The 19,699-nt window shown below is 73.9% G+C and carries 19 protein-coding genes and 1 pseudogene; 9 read left to right on the top strand and 11 right to left on the bottom strand.

Going from position 1 to position 19,699, the window contains the following annotated elements; genetic code table 11:
• Positions 1 to 21: 21 nt before the first annotated feature.
• The 3 genes and pseudogenes from OTB16_RS07530 to OTB16_RS07520 all read left to right on the top strand — a co-directional run.
• Positions 22 to 486: pseudogene (locus tag OTB16_RS07530) on the top strand (maleylpyruvate isomerase family mycothiol-dependent enzyme); the annotation flags it as partial.
• Between the two features lie 35 nt (positions 487 to 521).
• Positions 522 to 794, top strand: a complete 273-nt coding sequence (locus OTB16_RS07525) for a DUF6332 family protein (RefSeq protein WP_267719134.1) — start codon at positions 522 to 524, stop codon at positions 792 to 794.
• 313 nt (positions 795 to 1,107) lie between these two features.
• Positions 1,108 to 1,626 carry a hypothetical protein gene (locus tag OTB16_RS07520; RefSeq protein ID WP_267719133.1) on the top strand — a complete coding sequence of 173 codons (519 nt, stop codon included), beginning with the start codon at positions 1,108 to 1,110 and terminating at the stop codon, positions 1,624 to 1,626.
• Between the two features lie 18 nt (positions 1,627 to 1,644).
• Here OTB16_RS07520 and OTB16_RS07515 read toward each other — a convergent pair whose 3' ends face one another.
• On the bottom strand, positions 1,645 to 2,643 hold the full coding sequence (locus tag OTB16_RS07515) for a spherulation-specific family 4 protein (protein WP_267719132.1): 999 nt from the start codon (positions 2,641 to 2,643) through the stop codon (positions 1,645 to 1,647).
• Between the two features lie 356 nt (positions 2,644 to 2,999).
• Positions 3,000 to 3,698 carry a TetR/AcrR family transcriptional regulator gene (locus OTB16_RS07510; RefSeq protein WP_267719131.1) on the bottom strand — a complete coding sequence of 233 codons (699 nt, stop codon included), beginning with the start codon at positions 3,696 to 3,698 and terminating at the stop codon, positions 3,000 to 3,002.
• Between the two features lie 180 nt (positions 3,699 to 3,878).
• Between OTB16_RS07510 and OTB16_RS07505 the strand changes: the two genes are divergently transcribed.
• Complete coding sequence (locus OTB16_RS07505; RefSeq protein ID WP_420717642.1) at positions 3,879 to 4,331, top strand: nitroreductase/quinone reductase family protein; 453 nt, start codon at positions 3,879 to 3,881, stop codon at positions 4,329 to 4,331.
• An 835-nt stretch (positions 4,332 to 5,166) separates the two neighbouring features.
• Here OTB16_RS07505 and OTB16_RS07500 read toward each other — a convergent pair.
• Positions 5,167 to 6,474 carry a geranylgeranyl reductase family protein gene (locus OTB16_RS07500; protein WP_324290281.1) on the bottom strand — a complete coding sequence of 436 codons (1,308 nt, stop codon included), beginning with the start codon at positions 6,472 to 6,474 and terminating at the stop codon, positions 5,167 to 5,169.
• A 180-nt stretch (positions 6,475 to 6,654) separates the two neighbouring features.
• Between OTB16_RS07500 and OTB16_RS07495 the strand changes: the two genes are divergently transcribed.
• Positions 6,655 to 8,019, top strand: coding sequence for a dipeptidase (locus tag OTB16_RS07495; RefSeq protein ID WP_267719129.1), 1,365 nt, complete (start codon positions 6,655 to 6,657; stop codon positions 8,017 to 8,019).
• A gap of 188 nt (positions 8,020 to 8,207) precedes the next feature.
• A complete protein-coding gene (locus tag OTB16_RS07490; RefSeq protein ID WP_267719245.1) occupies positions 8,208 to 8,906 on the top strand; it encodes an MBL fold metallo-hydrolase in 699 nt (232 codons plus the stop codon).
• Positions 8,907 to 8,956: 50 nt separating this feature from the next.
• Here the strand turns inward: OTB16_RS07490 and OTB16_RS07485 are convergent, their stop codons facing one another.
• Positions 8,957 to 10,012 carry an NUDIX hydrolase gene (locus tag OTB16_RS07485; protein ID WP_267719127.1) on the bottom strand — a complete coding sequence of 352 codons (1,056 nt, stop codon included), beginning with the start codon at positions 10,010 to 10,012 and terminating at the stop codon, positions 8,957 to 8,959.
• Between the two features lie 171 nt (positions 10,013 to 10,183).
• On the opposite strand from OTB16_RS07485, the gene OTB16_RS07480 reads away from it, so the two are divergent.
• Complete coding sequence (locus tag OTB16_RS07480) at positions 10,184 to 11,170, top strand: LacI family DNA-binding transcriptional regulator (protein ID WP_267719244.1); 987 nt, start codon at positions 10,184 to 10,186, stop codon at positions 11,168 to 11,170.
• 90 nt (positions 11,171 to 11,260) lie between these two features.
• On the opposite strand, the gene OTB16_RS07475 is transcribed toward OTB16_RS07480, so the two are convergent.
• The 5 genes from OTB16_RS07475 to OTB16_RS07455 all read right to left on the bottom strand — a co-directional run bounded on the left by OTB16_RS07475 (position 11,261) and on the right by OTB16_RS07455 (position 15,902).
• Entirely contained in the window at positions 11,261 to 12,559 is a 1,299-nt protein-coding gene (locus OTB16_RS07475) for a DUF6986 family protein (protein ID WP_267719126.1), read from the bottom strand.
• A gap of 174 nt (positions 12,560 to 12,733) precedes the next feature.
• On the bottom strand, positions 12,734 to 13,696 hold the full coding sequence (locus tag OTB16_RS07470; protein ID WP_267719125.1) for an electron transfer flavoprotein subunit alpha/FixB family protein: 963 nt from the start codon (positions 13,694 to 13,696) through the stop codon (positions 12,734 to 12,736).
• Between the two features lie 91 nt (positions 13,697 to 13,787).
• On the bottom strand, positions 13,788 to 14,573 hold the full coding sequence (locus OTB16_RS07465; protein WP_267719124.1) for an electron transfer flavoprotein subunit beta/FixA family protein: 786 nt from the start codon (positions 14,571 to 14,573) through the stop codon (positions 13,788 to 13,790).
• A gap of 200 nt (positions 14,574 to 14,773) precedes the next feature.
• Positions 14,774 to 15,304: a flavin reductase family protein gene (locus OTB16_RS07460; protein WP_267719123.1), complete on the bottom strand. Its 531-nt coding sequence runs from the start codon at positions 15,302 to 15,304 to the stop codon at positions 14,774 to 14,776.
• Between the two features lie 241 nt (positions 15,305 to 15,545).
• Positions 15,546 to 15,902 (bottom strand): thioredoxin family protein, encoded by a 357-nt coding sequence (locus OTB16_RS07455; protein ID WP_267719243.1) that lies wholly within the window; start codon positions 15,900 to 15,902, stop codon positions 15,546 to 15,548.
• Between the two features lie 289 nt (positions 15,903 to 16,191).
• Between OTB16_RS07455 and OTB16_RS07450 the strand changes: the two genes are divergently transcribed.
• Entirely contained in the window at positions 16,192 to 16,914 is a 723-nt protein-coding gene (locus OTB16_RS07450; protein WP_267719122.1) for a lysophospholipid acyltransferase family protein, read from the top strand.
• A gap of 264 nt (positions 16,915 to 17,178) precedes the next feature.
• Here OTB16_RS07450 and OTB16_RS07445 read toward each other — a convergent pair whose 3' ends face one another.
• The gene (locus tag OTB16_RS07445; RefSeq protein ID WP_267719121.1) at positions 17,179 to 17,793 is read right to left on the bottom strand and encodes a CGNR zinc finger domain-containing protein; all 615 of its coding nucleotides are present in this window, start codon (positions 17,791 to 17,793) and stop codon (positions 17,179 to 17,181) included.
• Between the two features lie 79 nt (positions 17,794 to 17,872).
• On the opposite strand from OTB16_RS07445, the gene OTB16_RS07440 reads away from it, so the two are divergent.
• Positions 17,873 to 19,111 (top strand): MFS transporter, encoded by a 1,239-nt coding sequence (locus OTB16_RS07440; RefSeq protein WP_267719120.1) that lies wholly within the window; start codon positions 17,873 to 17,875, stop codon positions 19,109 to 19,111.
• Here OTB16_RS07440 and OTB16_RS07435 read toward each other — a convergent pair.
• Positions 19,047 to 19,649 carry a transglutaminase-like domain-containing protein gene (locus tag OTB16_RS07435; RefSeq protein ID WP_267719119.1) on the bottom strand — a complete coding sequence of 201 codons (603 nt, stop codon included), beginning with the start codon at positions 19,647 to 19,649 and terminating at the stop codon, positions 19,047 to 19,049. The genes OTB16_RS07440 and OTB16_RS07435 overlap by 65 nt on opposite strands.
• Positions 19,650 to 19,699 lie beyond the last annotated feature (50 nt).

Below are 19,699 nucleotides of genomic sequence, written 5' to 3'. Positions count from 1 at the left end.
CCGGCTGGGAGACTCGCCCGCATGGAGATCACCACATATCTGAAGACCCTCGAGCGGGAGGGCGGCCTTCTGGCCGACCTGGCGGAACGGGCCGGTACGGACGCGGCGGTGGCCACCTGCCCCGGGTGGCGGGTCGCCGACCTGCTGCGGCACACCGGCGCCGTCCACCGCTGGGCGGCCGGCTACGTCGGGGAGGCGCGCCTGGAGCCGGTTCCGCTGCCGGACGCGCCGGAGCTGGCCGGGGCGGAGCTGATCGGCTGGTTCCGCGACGGGCACGCGGCGCTGGTGCGGACGCTCACCGGGGCCCCGGCCGACGTGCAGTGCTGGACGTTCCTGCCGACGGCCGCGCCGTCCCCGCTGGCGTTCTGGGCGCGGCGCCAGGCCCATGAGACCACCGTGCACCGGATGGACGCGGAGTCGGCGCTCGGGCTCGCGTTCTCGGCGGTGGAGCCGGAGTTCGCGGAGGACGGGGTGGCCGAGGCGCTCTTGTGACGGCTGGGTCACGCTGTGACACTGCACGGATGGGGCGACGTACGCAGGCGGACCGGGACGCGATCACGATCGAGATCGGCTACGCCTTCGTCAGCGCCTGCTTCGCCGCTGCCGTGTCCTTCGGCGCGGTGTACGGCGCCGCCCCCGCGTTCTCCCTCTCCCCCGCGGCCCACCGCGCCCTGGCGCTGGCGGGCACGATCGTGGCGGTGACGGTCTTCACGCTCCAGGTCGCGCACGTCCTGTGGCGCTTCGCTCGCCGCCAGGAGAACGACGGCAGCCAGCGCTGTGACCGGAAGGGTTGACCGTGTCGCGGCGCCCGGCACGGCACCTCGCCGCGTTGTCGGACCACACCGGTACGTCCAGTACGAGGCGTGGCCCTCCGCCTTGTGACGCACCGCACCGCACCGCACCGGACATTCCACGCCGGCACACCCTTCCGGCCACAGCACAAGGGGGTGCCGTCGCACGCGCTCCTGCCGGGACTCTGACCGCCCGCTTCGTCCTCGGCTGATCCGAGTCCGGAGCGGGCGGGCGAAGTCCCGGCTGCCCTCCCCGGACACGGCGGGGGAGCGTTGTGTAGGGTCGGCCGCCTCAAATGATCACGGGGGTAAGCCGATGTTCCTTTCCACCGCGCGCGGTGCTGCCGTGCTCGTCATCGCGCTGGCGGCCCTGTCCGTCTCCTGCGGGGCGGACCCGGCGCCGCCGTCGCGCGTCGCCGGCGCGTCCGCGTCCGCGTCCGCGTCCGCCCAACCCTCGGACCAGCGGTCCGCGAGTCCGGGTGGGGAGTCCTCCGCGACCGGCGCCGCCACGGACGGCGCCGCCGTTGCGCCCGAGGAGGTCCGCAACGCCTTCGCCGGGCTCCAGGCGACGCTGAACGACTCGTGCACCCCGGGTGAATGCGCCTACTTCCTCGGGCGGGTCGACAAGGAACTCGCCCGCCTGGACCGCGCGATGAAGTCCGACCCGAAGGGGCCCGGGCACTTCCCCGAGCCGATCGCCCTCATCGCGAAGCTCGACGCGGAACTCGGCGACGACCGCACCTTCGAGAACCTGAAGAAGCACGAGAAGTCGCTGATCGGCACCCGCGACAAGATCAACGTGTGGATGCAGGGCCACCCCGACGACTACCGCTGACGGAAGGGGAGGACCGCCCTAGCCGAGGGTCGCCGCGTACGTGGTCTGCGCCTGGTACTTCCACTCCGGGCCCGCGTTCCACGGGTTGGGCATCCCGGCGCCGGTCGCGTACGCGTAGCCCGCGCCGCGGTCGAAGGCGGTGCGCAGCGCCGACTCCATCGCCCCGGCGTCCGGAACCCCGTGGACCAGGTGCCAGAACGCCGTTCCGCTCGGGTCGAGTTCGGTGCCGGCGCGGTAGCCGCTGAGATGGTTGTAGACGTTGCCGCCGAGCCAGCCGGCGCTGTTGTACGCCGCGTACGTGTCCTCGTACGTCACGAAGACGTCCGCGGTGCGGCGGTCCGGCTCCAGGTAGCAGTCGGCGATGGCCGTGCCGGGGTTGTTGACCACGAGGTCGGGGGCGGCCGGGTCGACGGCGTGCATGGTGTCCTGGACGTAGCGGCGGAGCTCCGCGTAGTGGTCACGGGTGATGTTGTCCGGGCCGCACTCGCGGCTGACGACGTCGAAGAAGATGCCGTCGACGTGGAGCCGGCCGTCGGGGGTCTTCAGGTAGTTGTCGACGGAGGCCTTGACGGCGGCGATGTCGCGGTTGCCGTGGTCCGTGTGCACGTAGCCGAGCACCTTGGTCCGGTCGCCGGTCGTGGTGGTACCGCCGCGCAGGGCGTCGGCGCGGGCCCGCCAGGGAGCGTCGAACGGGACGTCGCCGTTGCCGGGGTTGAGGACCACCACGGAGGCGGCCGGGCTGGTGGCCGTCAGGTCGGCCAGCATGGGGTCGTTGGCCCAGACGTAGGCGGGGACCGCGATCTCCAAGCCCCGCACGCCGGGCACCCGGGGGGCCGGCGGTGCCGTGGGGGCCGGGGCCGGCCGCACGGCCGGGGGCCCCGCGTCCGCGTCCGCCGCAGCCGCCGTCGCCGGGCGGTCCGGGCCCGCCGTCCGGGCGCACCCGGTGGCGGCGGGCGCCGCCACGGCGAACACGAGGGCGGCCAGCACGGTGGAAAGGGCCTTCACGGCGCGGGGCATGGCTGCTGTTCCTCCGGCGGCGAGGTCCGGGGCGCCCTTTCGGATCCTGTCGGCCGAGTCCGCGTCGTCCGGTGCCGCGCATCGCAAGGCGTCGGGTCGACCGAGTCCTGGACGTACGCGGTCGACCCGACGACGCGGCGAGGTGCGGCGCCGGAACAACACGGCCCGACAAGATCCGAGAGGGGCGCCCCAGGGGGCGACCCGAGGAACACTAGACGGACGATCCTTCGTTCAAGGCTGAACCGGCGGCATTGGTATGAGGAACAGAAGAGCGACCTGTCACCTCATCATGTGAATCTCCATCGGGTCGGTCGAGGACGGACCCGCTCGGAACCGGGCCCGCGCTCGCCCTCCCGTCACACGGCGGTCAGCCCGACCTCGTGCGCCAGGCGGCCCGCGGCGTACGAGAAGAAGGCCGCGCGGTCCTCGACGACGCGGTTGAACTGGCCGAACAGCTCGAAGGAGACGAGGCCGACCAACTGCGCCCAGGCGACGACCAGCGCGGCCGTGACCTCGGGGGGCAGGCCTTCGGCGAAGTCCGCGGTCATCCGGTCGGCTTCGGGGCGCAGGGCGTCCGGCAGCGGCGGCAGGGCGAGGCCCCGGCTCCCGTGGGCGGCGTGAAGGATCCCGATGAAGGTGTTGGCCACCCGGGAGGCGGGACCGACGGTGTCCACGGGGGCGCTGTAGCCGGGGACCGGGGAACCGTAGATGAGGGCGTACTCGTGCGGGTGCGCCAGGGCCCAGACACGGACGGCCCCGCAGACGGCGACCCACCGGGCGCGGGGCGGGGAGCCGGCGGCGAGGGCGCGGGCGTCCGCCTCCTCGGCGGCGGCGCCGAGGCTGTCGTACGCGTCGATGATCAGCGCGGTGAGCAGCTCGTCCCGGCTGGGGAAGTAGCGGTAGAGGGCGGAGGAGACCATGCCCAGCTCGCGGGCGACGGCGCGCAGCGAGAGCTTGGCGGCGCCCTCCGCCTCAAGCATGCGGCGCGCCTCGTCCTTGATGGCGGCTGTGACCTCGATACGGGCCCTCTCCCTGGCCCCGCGCACGGTGTTCATACGGTCAGTGTGCCAGGTGGGCAGAGCGGCGCTCAAGAAGCGGATCGCCAGTCCAGTAGGAGATCAGCGCTCTGATTCGAGAGCGGTGCTCTTGCTTTGGTTCACCGATCCGTGCACACTGGCCTCAAGCGAGAGCACTGCTCTCGCAGCGCCGAATCGGCCCCGGAGGTCATCGTGAACGTGCCCACCCCGTACTACGTCCAGGCCGGCCCGCTCGCCACCCGCTTCAACGCGCTCTTCGGGAAGCTCGCCCGGTTCGGCATCAGCCTGGCCGGCACCGCCGAACTGTCCGTCCGCGGCCGCAAGTCCGGCCGGATGCAGCGGATCCCGGTCAATCCGCACACGTACGAGGGTGCCCAGTACCTGGTTTCGGCCCGCGGCCACTCCCAGTGGGTCCGCAACATGCGGGCGGCGGGCGGCGGTGAGCTGCGGGTGGGGCGCAAGGTGCGGAGTTTCACGGTCACCGAGATCACCGACCCCGTGCAGCAGGCCGCCGTACTGCGCGCCTACCTGGAGAAGTGGGGCTGGGAGGTGGGCCGGTTCTTCCAGGGCGTCACGGCCAGGTCCACCGACGCGGAGCTCCAGGCGACCTCGGGCGACCACCCGGTGTTCCGCATCACGGTGTCCCACTGACCGGGGTGACCGGGATGAGCGGGGTGAGTCGGGTGAGTGGGGTGGCCACGCTGAGCGGGCGATAGCCGCGCGACGTGCGCGAGGGCGAGGGCGAGGGCTCCTTGATGGCACGGCTCCGGTTGCGGTGCTGCGAGCGCCCCGGCGACCGCGCGCAGCACCGGCGCGAGGTAAGGGTGATTGAGCGCAGGCGCTGTCTCAGCCACCCCGACGCGCGGCTCGCCGCGTGCGAGGCGGCGAAGACCACGCCGGTCCGCCCCGCCAGGTTCAGCCCGACCGTGCCGCCGGGTCCGACAGGTCCGCCCCGCCGGCGCCTGACCTGACCCGGCCCGGCCTGACTCGGCCCGGCCCGACCCCGCCCGGCCCGACCTGACCCGGCCCGGCCTGACCCGGCCCGGCCTGACCCGGCCCGGCCCGACCCGGCGCAAGCCTCACCCCCGGACCCCGGCCCCCGACGCCGTCGCGCCAGCCCGGCGCCGGCGCCGGGCCCGGCGGAAGCCTCACCCCCGGGCCCGGACCAAGATGCCGGCGCGGGCGCCGGAACCGGGAACCGGGGCCCGGACCAAGCCTCACTCCCGGACCCGCCCCCGCACAGGGGCCCCTGGACCGTGTCGTCGAAGTCCCGTCGGCCCTCCGGGCGGCCGCCGGCCGACGCCGATTCGGCGGCGTTGCGCTCCCCAGCGCCGGGGCCGGAAGGGTTTCCCGGGTCGTGGTGTCAGGTGCGGTGCGCCGCAAGGCGGAGGGCCACGCTTCGTACCGGAGGTACCGGTGTAGTCCGACAACGCGGCGAGGTGCCGTGCCGGGCGGCGCGACACGGTCAACCCCGCCGCTCACAGCACTAGCTGCGCCCCCCGCCGGTCCTCCGGGCCGCCTGCCGCGCGTCCAGGGCATGGAGGCCCTTGCGGGCCAGCGGGGACGTCCGTACGAGGTCGGCCAGGGTCGTCGAACCCCGGGTGATCCGGGCGAACGCCCGCCAGGCCGGGCGCAGACCGGTGATCGCCGCGTGCAGCAGCCCCGGCCGGGATTCGAAGAGGGTCAGCATCCGCTTGCCGATCTCCATCTCCACGCCCAGCCCGGCCTTCACCGCGAAGGCGTAGTTCAGCGCCTGGCGGCGCGCGTCCACGGCGTCCTGCGACTCGGAGATCTTGACTGCCCACTCCCCCGCCAGCCGCCCCGACCGCAGTGCGAAGGAGATGCCCTCGCGCGTCCACGGCTCCAGCAGACCGGCCGCATCACCCGCCACCAGGACCCGGCCGCGCGACAGCGGCGACTCGGGGGTGCGGCAGCGGGTGAGGTGCCCGGAGGAGACGGCCGGTTCGAAGCCGGCCAGGCCGAGCCGCGCGATGAAGTCGTCCAGGTACCGCTTGGTCGCCGCGCCCTCGCCCTTCGCCGAGATGACTCCGACGGTCAGGGTGTCGCCCTTGGGGAAGACCCAGCCGTAACTTCCCGGCAGCGGACCCCAGTCGATCAGGACGCGGCCCTTCCAGTCCTCCGCGACCGAGTCCGGGACCGGGATCTCCGCCTCCAGGCCGAGGTCCACCTGGCCCATCTCGACCCCGACGTGCGCGCCGATCCGGCTCGCGCTGCCGTCCGCGCCGACCACCGCCCGGGCCAGGACGGTCTCGCCGTCTGCGAGCACCACGGCGACGGTGCGCCGGTCGGGTACGGCCGTCCCGTGCTGTTCGACCCGGGACACGGCGGTCCCCGTACGAACGGTCGCGCCCGCCTTCTCCGCCTCTGCGACCAGGCCGGCGTCGAACTCCGGCCGGTTGATGAGACCGAAGAGCATCTGCTTCGAGCGGCGCGTCCGGGTCAGCTTCCCGTTCATCGAGAAGGTGACCGCGTGGATGCGGTCCTTGAGCGGAAGGACGAAGCCCGGCGGCAGTGCGTCGCGGGACGGTCCGATGATGCCGCCGCCGCACGTCTTGTAGCGGGGCAGTTCGGCCTTCTCCAGCAACAGGACGCGCCGCCCCGCCGTCGCCGCCGCGTACGCGGCCGACGAACCGGCCGGTCCCGCGCCGACCACGACCACGTCCCACACCTCGCCGGTCTCCCCACTGTCCCCGGCCACCTCGTCGCCCGCCCCCGGCGCGACCTCTCCTGCGCCTGCGCCTGCGTCTGCGTCGCGTACGTCGTCGCTGCTCACGATGTGCTGCTGCTCCTGATCACCCGGTTGCTCCGATGCCGGGGAAATCCTACGGCGAGAGTCGGCCTCGCCCTGCTGTGCGAGGATCGGGACTGTCTTTCGCCGTACCCGGCATACGCACACCACGCGGATGCGGGCGGCGCACACACGAACAACGTCGCACCCACGAGGAGCGTGCCCATGTCCCAGAATCCGATCGCCGAGACCATCGCCTCGCTGATGCCCCGCGCCAAGCGGGAGCTGACCGAGCTGGTGGCCTTCCAGTCGGTGGCGGACTGGGCACAGTTCCCCAAGAGCGAGAGCGAGGCCGCCGCGAACTGGGTGGCCGACGCGCTGCGCGTCGAGGGCTTCCAGGACGTGGCACTGCTCGACACCCCCGACGGCACCCAGTCGGTGTACGGCTACCTGCCCGGCCCCGAGGGCGCGCCCACCGTCCTGCTGTACGCGCACTACGACGTGCAGCCGCCGCTGGACGACGCCGCATGGATCTCCCCGGCCTTCGAGCTGACCGAGCGCGACGGCCGCTGGTACGGGCGCGGCTCGGCCGACTGCAAGGGCGGGTTCATCATGCACCTGCTCGCGCTGCGCGCCCTGAAGGCCAACGGCGGCGTGCCGGTGGCCGTGAAGGTCATCGTCGAGGGCTCGGAGGAGCAGGGCACGGGCGGCCTCCAGCAGTACGCCGAGGCGCACCCGGAGCTGCTGACCGCCGACACGATCGTCATCGGCGACGCGGGCAACTTCCGGCTCGGCCTGCCGACCGTGACGGCCACCCTGCGCGGGATGACCCTGCTCAAGGTGAAGATCGACACGCTGGGCGGCAACCTGCACTCCGGCATGTTCGGCGGCGCCGCCCCCGACGCGCTGGCCGCCCTGATCCGGCTGCTCGACTCGCTGCGCGCCGCCGACGGTTCGACCACGGTGGACGGGCTGGCCTCGGACGCGGTGTGGGAGGGCCTGCAGTACCCGGAGGAGGACTTCCGCGCCGACGCGCGGGTGCTGGACGGGGTCGGGCTCATCGGCGAGGGCACGGTCGCGGACCGGCTGTGGGCGCGTCCGGCGGTCACCGTGCTGGGCATCGACTGCCCGCCGGTGGTGGGTGCGACGCCGTCGGTGCACGCGAGCGCGGGCGCGCTGATCAGCCTGCGCGTGCCGCCGGGCGTGGACACCCCGGAGGCGATCAAGCTGCTGGAGGCGCACCTCGTGGCGCACACCCCGTGGCAGGCGCGGCTGGAGCTCGAGGTCGTCGGTCAGGGACAGCCGTTCCGGGCGGACACCACCAGCCCGGCGTACGCGTCGATGGCGGCGGCCATGCGGGTCGCGTACCCCGACCAGGAGATGCAGGTCAGCGGCATGGGCGGATCGATCCCGCTGTGCAACACGCTGACGTCGCTGTACCCGGAGGCCGAGATGCTGCTGATCGGGCTGAGCGAGCCCGAGGCGCAGATCCACGCCGTCAACGAGAGCGTGTCGCCACAGGAGCTGGAGCGCCTGTCGGTGGCGGAGGCCCTGTTCCTCGTCAACTACGCGGAGTCCAAGCGCGCGTGACCCCCGCGACGCGCCGGACCCGGCGAGCCGGCCGGGCCCGGCGGCCCCGGTTCAGCGCGCCGGGCACGCGGGCTGAACCGGGCTGAGTCCGGCTCAGTCCGGCCCGTACCTTCGCCACGGGCGGACTCCGCTCCCGGCGAAGTCCCGTGGCCCCGGACGGGCAGGGCTCGTACGTTCGACGCATGGATATGGATCTCGTCGAGGTACTCCCGAACCGGCTCCACATGTTCCGCTTCCCGATCGGCCAGGCGTACCTCTGGCAGGACGGCGAGGCCCTCACCCTGATCGACGCGGGCAACCGCCGGTCGGCCGCTCCGATCGAGGCGGCCGTACGCTCCCTGGGGCTCTCGCCCGAACGGCTGGAGCGCATCGTCCTCACCCACTGCCACCGCGACCACGTCGGGGCAGCCGGTGAACTCGCCGCCCGCTGGGGCGCCCGGGTGCTCGCGCACCGCCTGGACGCGCCGGTGATCCGCGGCGAGCTGCCCGTGCCCGAACCGGTGCTGCTGGAATGGGAGATCCCCCTGTACGCGCACGGGCTGACCGTTCCCGAGGCCCCGCCCACCCCGGTGGACTGGGAGTTGGAGGACGGCGACGAACCGGGCTTCGGGGACGGGGCGTACGTCGTGCACGCCCCCGGCCACACCGACGGCAGCATCGGCGTGCACCTGCCGCGCCACGGCGTGCTGTTCACCGGGGACTGCGTCGCCGCCGTCGGCCCGGTGATGCTGGGGGTGTTCAACGTGGACCGGGCCCGGGCCGTCGACTCCTTCCGCCGGCTCGCCGCGCTCGCCCCGTCGACGGCCTGCTTCGGCCACGGGGACCCCCTCACGGCGGACACCGCGGCGGCGCTCGCCAAGGCCGCGGCCGACACCCCGGCGGGCTGACCGCCCGGGGCCGGGGGCCCGCGCCCGGGGCCCGGCCGGGCGGGGCCGCCTCAGCCCACCGGGACGCCCGCCTCCAGGTAGAGGGGACTGCCCCGCTCCCGGGCGCGCAGAGCCCCGCGCAGCCGTGCGTGGCGGTACGGCGGGAGCATGTCCGCGGCCTCGTCCTCCGTGACGAAGCGCCAGGCGCGCAGTTCGGGTCCGGGCAGCCGGAGCCGGGCCGCGGCCGCCGCGTCGAGGCGGCCGCCGTCGAAGAGCAGCCGCAGCCCGCCGTAGCCCGGCGGTCGCGGGGACTCCCAGTCGACGACGAGCAGCCCGGGCAACCGGTCGAGTACGAGGCCGAGTTCCTCGGCGACCTCGCGCACGCCCGCGCGGGCCGGAGCCTCGCCCGGCTCGACCACTCCGCCGGGGAACTCCCAGCCGGCCTTGTACGTCGGGTCCACCAGCAGCACCCGGTCCTGCTCGTCGAAGAGCAGCACCCCGGCGGCCACCGTCTCGCGGGTGGGCTCGGGGGTCTGGACGATGTCGCAGACGGGGGCGGCTTCGGTGCGGACGGCCTCGGCGATCCGCTCGGCGGTCTCACGCACGCTCAGGGCGCCGTTGTCGACGACGTGGGCGTCGGCGGTGAGCCAGCCCAGCGCATGACGGTAGGCCGGGATGTGGTCGTACGCCCACTGGCGGACCCGCAGGTCCACGTCCTGGGGGGCTCCCGGCTCCTCCCGTGTCGCGATCCGCTGTCGCAGGATCGTTTCCGCAGGGGCGAGCAGCACGTGTCTCACCGGTATCCGGCGCGCCGCCAGCCCTCCGAAGATCTCGTCCCGGTAGTCCTGCCTCAGCAGCGTCATCGGGACGACGAGCACCCCGCCCAGCTCGGCGAGCAGCGCCGCGGCGGTGTCCACCACCAGCCGGCGCCAACTGGGCAGGTCCTGGTAGTCGGACACCTCCGCCAGCCGCTTGCGGGGCAGGAGCACGCGCAGGGCGTCCCCGATGAACTCCGGGTCGAACAGGGTGCCGTCCGGCAGGATTCCGGTCAGTTCGCGGGCCGTGCTGGTCTTTCCGGCGCCGAAGGTGCCGTTGATCCAGACAATCACGTCTACCCCTCTCCCCATGGCTCGTCCGGAGCCCCCAGTGGCTTGCCCGCACCACCCTGCCACGGAAACCTCACTCTCGGCCGAGTGCTTATCCTCAAGGTCAGAGCCCCGTCCGATACCTCCGGAGGTTTCCCCACCGTGCCCCACAGCCGCCGCGCTACCGAGCACCGCTACGGCAACCGGCCGACCATGAAGGACGTGGCGGCCCGGGCCGGGGTGGGCCTGAAGACGGTGTCCCGCGTGGTCAACGGCGAGCCGGGGGTCACTCCGGACACGGAGAAGCGGGTCCACGAGGCCATCGAGGCGCTCGGGTTCCGCCGGAACGACAGCGCGCGCGTCCTGCGCAAGGGCCGGACCGCGACCGTGGGACTGGTCCTGGAGGACCTCGCCGACCCGTTCTACGGTCCCCTGAACCGGGCGGTGGAGGAGGTGGCCCGCGCGCACGGCGCGCTGCTGATCAACGGTTCCAGCGCCGAGGACCCGGACCGCGAGCGGGAGTTGGCGCTCGCGCTGTGCGCCCGGCGGGTGGACGGGCTGATCGTGATCCCGGCCGGGGACGACCACCGCTACCTGGAACCGGAGATGCGCGCCGGGGTGGCCACGGTGTTCGTGGACCGCCCCGCGGGGCGGATCGACGCGGACGTCGTCCTCTCCGACAACTTCGGCGGCGCCCGGGACGGGGTCGCCCACCTGATCGCCGCGGGACACCGCCGGATCGGCTTCGTCGGCGACCACCCGCACATCCACACCGCCACCGAGCGGCTGCGCGGCTACCGCACCGCCATGGAGGCCGCGGGGCTGCCGGTGGCCGAATCGTGGGTGTCGCTCGGCTCCACCGCCCCCGCCCGGGTGTCGGCCACCGCCGCCGGGATGCTGGCCGGGCCCGGTCCGGTGACCGCCTTCTTCGCCGGGAACAACCGGGTGACGGTCACGCTGGTACGGGTACTGGCCGCCGAGGCCCGCCCGGTGGCGCTGGTCGGCTTCGACGACTTCGAGCTCGCCGACCTGCTGCGCCCCGGCATCACGGTGGTCGCGCAGGACGCGGCGGCCCTGGGCCGGGTCGCCACGGACCGCCTCTTCCAGCGCCTGGCGGGCGCGGACCTGCCCCCGGTCCGGCTGGAGCTCCCGACCCGCCTCGTGGCCCGCGGCTCGGGCGAGATCCCGCCCGCGGGCTGATCTCAGGCCGGGGTGAACGGACGCGAGGCCCGGCCGGGCTCCACCGGCCAGAGGCGTCGGGGTCGTCCGGCCGGGCCTCGCACGCGGGCGTCAGCTGCTGGCGGTCAGTGTGGCCGAGCGGCGCGGGATCGCGAAGGCGTCGAGCTCCGCGCGGGTGAGGCCGGTCAGGGCGGCGACCTCCTCGGCTCCGACGGCGCCGCAGTCGAGGCCGCGTACCAGGTAGCCGGCCAGGGCCTTGGCGGTGGCGGGCTCGTCCATCACGTCGCCCTCGATCTTGGCGACGTACGCCTTCAGGCGCGCGGCGGCGGTGGCGAGGCCCTCGCGGTAGAAGGTGAAGACGGCCGCGTAGCGGGTCGGCAGGTGCGCCGGGTGCATGTCCCAGCCCTGGTAGTACGCGCGGGCCAGGGCCCGCCGGGTGAGGCCGTAGTGCAGCTTCCACGCCTCGTGGACGTGCTCGGTGGTGCCGATCGGCAGGACGTTCGTCGAACCGTCGGAGACGCGTACGCCGGTGCCGGCGGCCGCGACCTGCATGACCGCCTTCGCGTGGTCGGCGGCGGGGTGGTCGCTCGACTGGTAGGCGGCGGAGACGCCGACGCAGGCGCTGTAGTCGAAGGTGCCGTAGTGCAGGCCGGTGGCCCGGCCCTTGGCGGCCTCGATCATGCGGGCGACGGTGGCGGTGCCGTCGGAGGCGACGATCGACTGGCTGGTCTCGATCTGGATCTCGAAGCCGATCCGGCCCGGGCGCAGGCCGCGGGCGCTCTCGAAGGCCTCCAGCAGCTTGACGAAGGCGCTGACCTGCTCGGCGTACGTGACCTTGGGCAGGGTCAGGACGAGGCCGTCGGGCAGGCCGCCGTTCGCGAGGAGGCCGGAGAGGAAGATGTCGGTGGTCCGGATGCCGCGGTCGCGGACGTTGGACTCCATGCACTTCATGCGGACGCCCATGTACGGGGCGTTGGTGCCGTTGGAGAAGGCCTCGGAGACGAGGCGGGCGGCGCGGGCCGCGGCCTGGTCCTCCTCCTCGTCGGAGCGGACGCCGAAGCCGTCCTCGAAGTCGACGCGGAGGTCCTCGACCGGCTCGCGCAGGAGCTTGGCGCGGACGCGGTCGTAGACCGGTACGGCCAGCTCGTCCGGGATGCCGAGCACCTTGGCGAAGGTGGCGGCGTCCGGCGCGTGCTCGTCCAGGGCCGCGAGGGCCTGGTCGCCCCAGGAGCGGATGGTGCCGGCGGTGAAGACGTCACCGGGGACGTAGACCGTGTGGATGGGCTGGCGGGTGCCGGGGTCGCCCGGGTAGTGCCGCGCGAGTTCCGCGTCCACCGGCGCGAGGGAAGCACTGATGCCCTCGCTGACCGCGCCTGCGAGGCTCGTCGCCACCTTCTCCTGCTGACCCATCGTGCACTCTCCTCTTTTCCGCTTCACGGAATCTTAGATCCGCATAGCAGAATTTAGTCACGCCGTTCCGCTCCGTCAATGGTCCCCCGGCCGTCCTGGACAAACGACTCGGGGCCGCGCGGTGAGAATCACCACACGGCCCCGTAGAAGTGGAGCGGAGAAGAGACGCGCAGGTCAGCCCTTGCGGGCCTGGATCTCTTCGGTCAGCTGCGGGACGACCGCGAAGAGGTCGCCGACCACGCCGTAGTCGACCAGGTCGAAGATCGGGGCCTCGGCGTCCTTGTTGACGGCCACGATGGTCTTCGAGGTCTGCATGCCGGCCCGGTGCTGGATCGCGCCCGAGATGCCGGAGGCGATGTACAGCTGCGGGGCGACCGACTTGCCGGTCTGGCCGACCTGGTTGGAGTGCGGGTACCAGCCGGCGTCGACGGCGGCGCGCGAGGCGCCGACCGCGGCACCGAGGGAGTCGGCGAGCGCCTCGATGATGCCGAAGTTCTCGGCACCGTTGACGCCGCGGCCGCCGGAGACCACGATCGCGGCCTCGGTCAGCTCGGGGCGGCCGGTGGACTCGCGCGGGGTGCGGCCGGTGACCTTGGTGCCGGTGGCCAGGGCGCCGAAGGTGACGGCGAGCGCCTCGACGGTGCCGGCGGCCGGGGCGGCCTCGACCGGGGCCGAGTTCGGCTTCACGGTGATGACCGGGGTGCCCTTGGACACGCGGGACTTGGTGGTGAACGACGCGGCGAAGGCGGCCTGCGTGGCGACGGGGCCCTTGTCGTCGGCCTCCAGGTCCACGGCGTCGGTGATGATGCCGGAGCCGATGCGCACGGCGAGGCGGGCGGCGATCTCCTTGCCCTCGGCGGAGGACGGGACGAGCACGGCGACCGGGGAGACGGCGTCGTACGCGGCCTGCAGCGCGTCCACCTTCGGTACGACGAGGTACTCGGTGAACTCGGGGGCGTCGGCGGTGAGGACCTTGACCGCGCCGTGCTCGGCGAGCACCGCGGCGGTGGCGTCCGCGCCGGCGCCCAGGGCGACGGCGACGGGCTCGCCGAGGCGGCGGGCCAGCGTCAGCAGTTCGAGGGTGGGCTTGCGGACGGCGCCGTCCACGTGGTCGACGTAGACGAGAACTTCAGCCATGGGACTGCTCTCCTGCGATTGCGAAGTGTCTGGGGGCTAAGAGGGGTTGGCCGGAGCTCCGGGAAGGGCTTCCGGCCGGCCGGGCCGGGCCTTAGATGAACTTCTGCTCCGCAAGGAAGCCGGCCAGCTGCTTGCCGCCCTCGCCCTCGTCCTTGACGATCGTGCCGGCGGTACGGGCCGGGCGCTGCGCCGCGGAGTCGACCGCGGTCCAGGAGCCCTCCAGGCCGACCTCGTCGGCCTCGATCTCCAGCTCCTCCAGGTCCCAGGACTCGACCGGCTTCTTCTTGGCGGCCATGATGCCCTTGAAGGACGGGTAGCGGGCCTCGCCCGACTGGTCCGTCACCGAGACGAGCGCGGGGAGGGAGGCCTCCAGCGTCTCGCTCGCGGTGTCGCCGTCGCGGCGGCCGGTCACGGTGCCGCCCTCGACCTTGACCTCGGAGAGCAGGGTGACCTGCGGGACGCCCAGGCGCTCGGCCAGGATCGCCGGGAGGACGCCCATGGCGCCGTCGGTCGACGCCATGCCCGTGATGACCAGGTCGTAGCCGGCCTTCTCGATCGCCTTGGCGAGCACCAGCGAGGTGCCCATGACGTCGGTGCCGTGCAGGTCGTCGTCCTCGACGTGAATGGCCTTGTCGGCACCCATGGACAGCGCCTTGCGCAGCGCGTCCTTGGCGTCCTCGGGGCCCACCGTCAGCACGGTGATCTCGGCATCGTCGGCCTCATCGGCGATCTGCAGCGCCTGCTCGACGGCGTACTCGTCGAGCTCCGACAGCAGACCGTCGACGTCGTCACGGTTGACGGTCAAGTCCTCGGTGAACTGCCGGTCGCCGGTGGCGTCGGGCACGTACTTCACACAGACAACGATCCTCAGGCTCACGCCGGCTCTCCTACCGCATCGTCTTTTCTGGTACCGCCTTGTGCAGGCAGCATAGGCGCCTCGTCGGGCGGATCCCGGTCGGGGCGGCCCGCGCTCCGAAGGGAATGTTACTCGTCAGTACACCGTGGGTCCCCGCAAGTCGCAAGGCCGCTGAACTGTGATCTGGCCAACGCCGCCCGCACCGCCCCAACAGGGACGATTCAGTCGCGCAACGCGTTGAAGCGCCCCTGGTGGTAGAGCAGGGGGCGCCCTTCCCCGGCCGGATCCCCGGCGACCGCCTCCGCGATGATCACCCGGTGCGCCCCCGCGGGCACCCGCGCCACCACCCGGCACACCAGCCACGCCAGTACCCCGCCCAGCACCGGAACACCGTGCGGCCCCTGCGCCCAGCCCGTCTCCGGACCGAAGCGGTCCGCTCCGCTACGGGCGAACAGACCGGCCAGGTCCTTCTGGTGTTCGCCCAGTATGTGGACGCCGAGGTACTCGCTGTCGCGGACGGCCGGCCAGCTGGAGGCCCCCGTCCCGATCGTGAACGAGAGCAGCGGCGGGTCGGCCGACACGGAGTTGAGGGAGGTGGCGGTGAACCCGGTGGGCCGCCCCCCGTCCTGGGCGGTGATCACGGCGACTCCGGCCGCGTGCTGCCGGAACACGGAGCGCAGGAGGTCGGGCGAGCCGGGAAGGCCCGCTCCCGATCGGGGCGACGGGACGGTCGGGGCGCTGGGAGCGGTCATCGGGTCTCTTCCTTCTGCCACGGGAGAAGCGGGCGCTGGTCTGGAGTCGGGGCCGGGGTCGTTCAGCGGCCCGGACAGCGCGCGCTCGCGTGCCGGACGAGGTCCACGTGGACCCGTCCGAAGAGCAGGAGTTCATACCGCATCCCACCAGCCTGGCGATCTCCCGTGTACACAGTCAAGCGAGATCGGTCAGATGTCGGGCGCGTCACGCTGCGTGCGGGCGCGTGCACCGGCGCGTCCGTCACGCGACCGCGGCGCCGAGCGCGGCGATCACGTCGGCCTTGCGGGGCATCCCGGAGGCGCGGCGGACGATCAGTCCGGCCGCGTCCAGGACCAGTACGGTCGGGGTCTTCTCGATGCCCAGGGCCCGGACGAGGTCGAGCCGCTCCTCCGCGTCGATCTCGATGTGGACCACCCCCGGGACCATCTCCGCGACCTCCGCGAGGATCCTGCGGGTGGCTCGGCAGGGCTGGCAGAAGGCGCTGGAGAACTGCACCAGGCTGGCCCGCTCCCCCGGCCCGGCGCCCAGTTCCGCCGCGCCCAGCCGGGCCCGCCCGCCGTGGTGCGCGACCGCCCCGGCGTCCCGGTCCGCGAGCACCCCGGCGTCCTGGGGCGCGACCGCCCCGCCGTCCTCGTGTGCGAGCACCCCGCGCTCCCGTCGCCGTCCGTGTCCGCGTACGCCGTCGCCGTCGCCGTACGCTCGTCCGATGATCGCAGCGCCCGGCGGAGCCAGGACATTCCCGGCGTGACGAGAATCTCCCCGGGTACGGGGCTCTGGGCTGGTCAGCAGCTCGCGTTTGGGGCACGATCCCCATGGCCGCGTACCTACGCTGCCGTAACTTCCGGCCGGGAGCACCTCCCCAGGCAGAAAGCGGGGTCTCCGCACCATGGCTGAGTTCGTCTACCCTCCGGTGATCGGCGCGGCGCACGGCCTGTTCCGCGCGCTCGACATCCGCATCGACATGCAGGGCACCGAGAACATCCCGCGCACGGGCGGGGCGGTCCTCGTGTCGAACCACATCGGCTACCTCGACTTCATCTTCGCCGGCCTGACGGCACGGCCGCAGAAGCGCCTGGTCCGTTTCATGGCGAAGGAGTCCGTGTTCCGGCACAAGGTGTCCGGACCACTGATGCGCGCGATGAAGCACATCCCGGTGGACCGCAAGCAGGGCGAGACGGCGTACGCGCACGCCCTGGACTCGCTGCGCTCCGGCGAGATCATCGGGGTCTTCCCGGAGGCCACGATCTCCGAGTCCTTCACCCTCAAGAGCTTCAAGTCGGGTGCGGCGCGCATGGCACAGGAGGCCGGCGTCCCGCTGATCCCGGTGGCGCTGTGGGGCACCCAGCGGCTGTGGACCAAGGGCCGGGCGAAGAACTTCAAGCGCAGCCACATCCCGGTGACGATGCGGGTGGGCGAGCCGATGGACGCTCCCGCCGACCAGTACGCCGGGGCGATCACGCGCCGGGTGCGCGACCGCGTGCAGGAGCTGCTCGAGGCCGCGCAGCGCACCTATCCGGCCCAGCCGAAGGACGCCTCGGACTCCTGGTGGCTCCCGGCCCACCTCGGCGGCACCGCGCCGACGGCGGCGCAGGTGCGCGAGGCGGGCTGACCCGCCCGCCCGGCGGTGCGTGAGGCGGGCTCTCCCGCACGCGGGCTTCTCCCGTACGGACCCTCCCGCACGCGGGAACGGCCGCTGCGGGGCCGGGCCGCGGGGCAGTACGCGGTCCCGGCCGCCCCGGAGGCCCCCGCGGTACCGCGAATCCGCGGGCCCGCGGGCCCACCGCGCGGGGCTCCCCCGCGCGTCCCGCCGCGCCGGGAGCCCGGGCCACCTACCGCCCGGGCTCCCGGGACACGGCGTGCCCGGCTCCCCGCTTCAGCCGCCCGCAGCGGTCCGGCCGCCCGCCCCGGCCCGGCCTGCGGGCCGTCCCGCCTCGGCGGAACCCTCACGCCTGCGGCGGCGGTGCGCCGCGACGCGGACCCGGGTCGCGCACGTCGTCGAGCAGTACCGGCGGACGCTGCCCGGCCCCGGGCCCAGGAAGAACCGCCCGCACCCCCCGGCCGCGCACGCGCCCCAGGTGACGCGGCCGTACTCGCCCAGCAGCTGCGCCAGGACCAGGGCTCCCGACGCCAGGAACCAGTCGCCCCAGCCCGCCTCCTCCCCCCGGTCGACGTGCAGGTGCCAGGGGTGGCCGTCGTGCCGGATGAGCCGCGGCCGGGCACCGCACTCCTCGAAGAGCGCGTTCAGCGCCCCCGCGACACGGTCCTCGTCCGTCTCCGCGAGGACCGCAGCCATCCGCCGGGCCGCCGCGCGCAGTTCGGCGGCGGCCGCCTCCGGGAACGCCTCCCCGGTCAGATCGGCCGGGCGCTCCCCGTGGGCGGCGAGCAGCCGGGCGAGTTCCGCGCGCGGCAGCTCCGGGGCGGCCCGGACCGCGTCGGCGATGTCGATCAGCCGCCGGGCCGCCGGGAACCCCCCTCTGGACTCCGTCATGGCCGCATCCTTTCCCCGTACACCTGTATGACGTAACGTCTTGCTCGGCCATCACGTTACATCCTGCAGGGGGTCCGGAATGGGCGGGTTCGGGCGGTACCTGGCGGCGGCGCTGGCGGCGCGGTTCGCCTCGGAGGGCATGGGCATGGCCGTGGTCCTGCTCGCCCTGGAGCGCACCGGGAGCGCCTCGTACGGGGCGTTCGTCCTGACGGCCTGGCTGGCCCCGCACGTGCTGGCCGCCCCGCTCGCCGGGGCGCTCGCGGCCCGGACCGGCCGGCCGCGGCTGTTCTACCCCGGCGCGCTGGCAGGGTTCACGGCGGCCGTGGCCGCCCTGGCCGTGCTGCTGGGGCGGGTCCCGATGCCGGTGGTGCTCGCGGTGGCCGTGCTCGGCGGCACCTGCGGCCCGATGGTCACCGGCGGGCTGTCGAGCCTGGTCTCGGGACTGGTTCCGGCGGGAGCGGCCCGCGACCGGGCGTACTCCTGGGACGCCTCCACGTACAACGCGGCCGCGGTCACGGCCCCGGCGGTCGTCGGCCTGGTCTCCGCCCTCGGCTCGGCCGGACCGGCGATGGCCCTCCTGGCGGCGTCGGGCGCGCTGGCTGCCGCTCTGGCCGCGACCCTCCCGTACGGGGACCCGGGCGCGGGCGCGCTCCCCGGGCCGACCCGGGCCGGGCTGGGCGCGGGGCTCGCGGCCCTGTGGCGGGTCCGCGAGCTGCGGGCCGTCACCTCGGCGACGACGCTGGCCTTCGTCGGCATCGGCTCACTGACCACGACCTCGGTCCTGCTGGCCACCGATCTCGGCAGCCCGGGCGCCGGGGGCGTGCTGATGACGGCCTTCGCGCTGGGCGCGCTGGGCGGCTCGCTGACCCTGGGGCGCCTCACGTCCGTGGAGCCGGGCCGCCTGGTGCGGTGGTCGCTGGCCGCGACCGGGGCGGCCCTCGCCGCGGCGGCGTTCACGCCGTCCGTCGCCGTCACGGCGGCGCTGTTCGCTGTGGCCGGGGTGTGCGACGGGCCGGTCCTGACGGCCACGCTCCGGATCCGCTCGGAGTACGCCCCCGACGGCGCGCGGACGCAGGTGTTCACCCTGGGCGCCGGCCTCAAGCTGACGGCCGCGTCGGCCGGGGCGGCCCTGGTGGGGTTCGCGGCCGACGCCCCCGCGTGGACGCTGATGACCGGGATCGCCGGTTTCCAGCTCGCGGCGGCCCTGCTGCACGTGCTGGCGTCGGCGAGGCGGCCCGCGCCGCCGGACGCGGCTACAGAGCCGTCGGCAGGTTCCGCCACAGCTCCTGCCGGTCGGCGGACTCCCGGAGGGCCGTGAGGGCCGCCGGGTGCGGGGCGGCGTACAGCTCGGGGTAGTCGACGTCGCCGAGTTCCGGGTGAACGGGGAAGGCCAGCCGTTCCCCGTCGAGGCTGAAGCGCGCGTCCACGCCGGGCTTGTTGCCGCGCGGGTCCTGGCGCGCCCAGTGCGCGCTGCCGGGCAGCCGGAGGGCGATCAGGCCGTGGACCACGTGGCGTGTGCCGTCCTCGTCGCCGAGGCGCTGGTAGCACAGGGCCGTCGGGATGCCCCGCGCGCGCAGCAGGGCGGCCAGGGCGTGGGACTTGGCGTAGCAGATGCCGTTGCGCGTGGCGAGGACGTCGGAGGCGCGCCAGGCGACGCGCGGGTCGCCCGAGTCCGCCGAGTGCGGGATGACGTCGCGGACGAACTCGAAGGCGGCGGCCGCGTACGCGTGGGCGTCACCGCCGGTGGCCTCCCAGAGGGCGTCGGCGGTCTCGCGCACGAGGGGGTGGCCGTGGTCGACGGCGTCATCGGCCGCCAGATAGGCCGAGAGATCGGAATGCTCCTGGATCAGTTCCATGATCCAGGAGCATACCTATGCAGAAATCCGCATGACTATCGAGTTATTCG

The organism is Streptomyces antarcticus, from assembly GCF_026627255.1.
Classification (GTDB): Bacteria; Actinomycetota; Actinomycetes; order Streptomycetales; family Streptomycetaceae; genus Streptomyces; species Streptomyces antarcticus.
The sequence above is the reverse complement of the archived record's forward strand: the minus strand, read 5'-3'. Positions and strand labels throughout refer to the sequence as shown.

What these genes read in the sequence shown, in the direction of transcription:
- OTB16_RS07525 (WP_267719134.1), top strand. Translation starts at nt 522, where the DNA reads ATGGGGCGACGTACGCAGGCGGACCGGGACGCGATCACGATCGAGATC.
- OTB16_RS07520 (WP_267719133.1), top strand. Translation starts at nt 1,108, where the DNA reads ATGTTCCTTTCCACCGCGCGCGGTGCTGCCGTGCTCGTCATCGCGCTG.
- OTB16_RS07515 (WP_267719132.1), bottom strand. Translation starts at nt 2,643, where the DNA reads ATGCCCCGCGCCGTGAAGGCCCTTTCCACCGTGCTGGCCGCCCTCGTG.
- OTB16_RS07510 (WP_267719131.1), bottom strand. Translation starts at nt 3,698, where the DNA reads ATGAACACCGTGCGCGGGGCCAGGGAGAGGGCCCGTATCGAGGTCACA.
- OTB16_RS07495 (WP_267719129.1), top strand. Translation starts at nt 6,655, where the DNA reads ATGTCCCAGAATCCGATCGCCGAGACCATCGCCTCGCTGATGCCCCGC.
- OTB16_RS07490 (WP_267719245.1), top strand. Translation starts at nt 8,208, where the DNA reads ATGGATCTCGTCGAGGTACTCCCGAACCGGCTCCACATGTTCCGCTTC.
- OTB16_RS07485 (WP_267719127.1), bottom strand. Translation starts at nt 10,012, where the DNA reads ATGGGGAGAGGGGTAGACGTGATTGTCTGGATCAACGGCACCTTCGGC.
- OTB16_RS07480 (WP_267719244.1), top strand. Translation starts at nt 10,184, where the DNA reads ATGAAGGACGTGGCGGCCCGGGCCGGGGTGGGCCTGAAGACGGTGTCC.
- OTB16_RS07475 (WP_267719126.1), bottom strand. Translation starts at nt 12,559, where the DNA reads ATGGGTCAGCAGGAGAAGGTGGCGACGAGCCTCGCAGGCGCGGTCAGC.
- OTB16_RS07470 (WP_267719125.1), bottom strand. Translation starts at nt 13,696, where the DNA reads ATGGCTGAAGTTCTCGTCTACGTCGACCACGTGGACGGCGCCGTCCGC.
- OTB16_RS07460 (WP_267719123.1), bottom strand. Translation starts at nt 15,304, where the DNA reads ATGACCGCTCCCAGCGCCCCGACCGTCCCGTCGCCCCGATCGGGAGCG.
- OTB16_RS07450 (WP_267719122.1), top strand. Translation starts at nt 16,192, where the DNA reads ATGGCTGAGTTCGTCTACCCTCCGGTGATCGGCGCGGCGCACGGCCTG.
- OTB16_RS07445 (WP_267719121.1), bottom strand. Translation starts at nt 17,793, where the DNA reads ATGACGGAGTCCAGAGGGGGGTTCCCGGCGGCCCGGCGGCTGATCGAC.
- OTB16_RS07440 (WP_267719120.1), top strand. Translation starts at nt 17,873, where the DNA reads ATGGGCGGGTTCGGGCGGTACCTGGCGGCGGCGCTGGCGGCGCGGTTC.
- OTB16_RS07435 (WP_267719119.1), bottom strand. Translation starts at nt 19,649, where the DNA reads ATGGAACTGATCCAGGAGCATTCCGATCTCTCGGCCTATCTGGCGGCC.